Here is a 2,219-nt window from a genome sequence, read left to right on the forward strand (position 1 = left end):
CGGCCATGATCATGGCCGTCAGCGCCGAGGGCTCGGCGCACCAGCCCTGGGGGTAGGACGCGTTCTCCATGTTGGCGCCGATGTGGATGCGGCCCTGCTCGTCGAGGATGGCCGCGCCGACCTTGTATTTCGAATACGGCGAGTGCGAGAACTCGCGGGCGCGCAGCGATTCGGCGAGCAGGCGGTTCAGCAGGTCTTGGGTCAGTTCCATCAGCGTTCCTTCACGTAGGGCTTGCCCAATGCCTTCGGGGCGATGGCGGACCCGATGAAGCCCGCCAGCAGGACGACCGTCAAGATGTACGGCAAAGCCTGGATCAGCTGCACGGGCACTTCGCCGATACCAGGCAATTGGACGCCCTGCATGCGGATCGCGACCGCGTCCAGGAAGCCGAACAGCAGGCAGGCCGCCATGGTCGGCAATGGTTTCCACTTGCCGAAGATCATCGCGGCCAGCGCTATGAAGCCGCGGCCGGCAGTCATATTGGGCGAGAAGGACGCGTTCTGCGCCAGCGTCAGGTAGGAGCCGGCCAGGCCGCAGAGCACGCCGTTCATCAGCAGCGCCTGGTAGCGCAAGCCCTGCACGGACATGCCGGCGGCTTCCACCATGGCCGGGTTCTCACCAACGGCACGCAGGCGCAGGCCCGGGCGGGTGCGCTCCAAGAAGAACCAGACGGCAGCCACCATCAGGAAGGCGACGTAGACCAGCACGTTGTGGCTCAGCAGGCCGTGACCGAAGACGGAGGCGAACCAGTTGCCTGGCTGCGGCTCGGCAAAGCCCTTGGCGATGGCCGTCAGGCGCACGTCGGGGTCGATGGGCGGCGTCTGCCCACCCTGCTGGAACCAGGCGATGCCGAGCACGACTGTGAGGCCCGCGGCGATCATGTTCAGCGCGACGCCGGAGACGACCTGGTCGCCGCGGTTGGTCACGCAGGCAAAGCCATGCAACAGCGAGGCAATACAGGCGACGGCAATGGCCGCCATCACGCCATAGGCCGTGGAGTGCGTAACCGAGGCAGCCGCAGCCGCCGCGAAGGCGGCGAACAGCATCTTGCCTTCCAGGCCCAGGTCGACGACGCCGGCGCGCTCGGACAGCACGCCCGCCATCGCGCACAGCAGCAGCGGCGCGCTGACGCGCAGCGTGGACGCCAGCACCGAGGCAATCAGGACTTCATCCATCAGCGGCCTCCCTTCACCATGCCGTAGAGGCGCGCAAACAGCGGCGCGCTGACCGTGGCCATCGCGCCCGAGAACAGCACGATCAGGCCTTGCGCCGTGACCACCATCTCGCGGCTGAAGCCTTGCAGCTCGAACGAGACCTCGACGCCGCCCTGGTAGAGCACGCCGAACAGCAGCGAGGCCAGCACGATGCCGACCGGATGGTTGCGGCCCATCAGCGACACGGCGATGCCGGTGAAGCCGGCGCCGGCGACGAAGTCCAGCGTCAGCTTGCCCTGCACGCCCGAAATCTCGTTGATGCCAACCATGCCGGCCAGCGCACCGGAAATCGCCATGGCGATCAAGACCTGGGCGCGMGGGCGGATGCCAGCGTAGTGGGCCGCGCGCGGCGCGCTGCCGACTGAGCGGACCGCGTAGCCGGCGGCGCTTTTCCACAGGAACCAGCCGACGAAGACGCAGGCGATCAGCGCGATGACAAGGCTGAGGTTGAGCGGCGACGACGGCAACTCATAGCCCAGCGCGGCAGCCATCTGGTGCAGAGCCGGCATGCGGGCGGATTCGCTGAACTCGGCCGACTCGACGGACATGCTGCCGGCCGGACGCAACCAGTTCACCAGCAGATAACCGTTCAGCGCCGCAGCGAGAAAGTTGAACATGATCGTCGTGATGACGATGTGGCTGCCGCGCCAGGCCTGCAGATAAGCCGGCAGCGCCGCCCACAGCATGCCGAGGAAGGCCGCGGCGATGACAAGCAGCGGCAGCATGACGACGGCCGGCAGCTTGGCGCCCAGCCACACGTCCAGCTCGCTGCTGACCAGCAGCACCGCACAGCCGGCGTCGCGCAGCGCGCGCAACTGGCCGTGGATGAATTCGATGGCGCCGATGTCGACCCCGCGGGTGGGCTGGCCCACCAGCAGCACGGTGGGCTGCTCGCCGATCTCGCGCGCCAGGATGAGCTTTTGCTGATTCCCGCCGGAGAACTTGGACGAGCCCAGGTTCTCGTCGCGCGGGCGCACATCGAAGCGCTCTTGCATGGCACGCGT

At 67.5% G+C, this 2,219-nt stretch carries 3 protein-coding genes; all 3 read right to left on the bottom strand.

From position 1 onward, the window contains the following. Positions 1-211: cytidine deaminase family protein (locus tag ACXJKR_RS30975; protein WP_457326114.1), on the bottom strand; the 211-nt coding region annotated here is incomplete at its 3' end. Beyond that, positions 211-1,176: an ABC transporter permease gene (locus tag ACXJKR_RS30980; protein ID WP_457326115.1), complete on the bottom strand. Its 966-nt coding sequence runs from the start codon at positions 1,174-1,176 to the stop codon at positions 211-213. The genes ACXJKR_RS30980 and ACXJKR_RS30975, both read right to left, overlap by 1 nt. After that, on the bottom strand, positions 1,176-2,219 hold a 1,044-nt coding region (locus tag ACXJKR_RS30985; protein WP_457326116.1), incomplete at its 5' end, for an ABC transporter permease subunit. The genes ACXJKR_RS30985 and ACXJKR_RS30980, both read right to left, overlap by 1 nt.

This window comes from Roseateles sp. P5_E11 (assembly GCF_054049355.1).

What these genes read in the sequence shown, in the direction of transcription:
- ACXJKR_RS30980 (WP_457326115.1), bottom strand. Translation starts at nt 1,176, where the DNA reads ATGGATGAAGTCCTGATTGCCTCGGTGCTGGCGTCCACGCTGCGCGTC.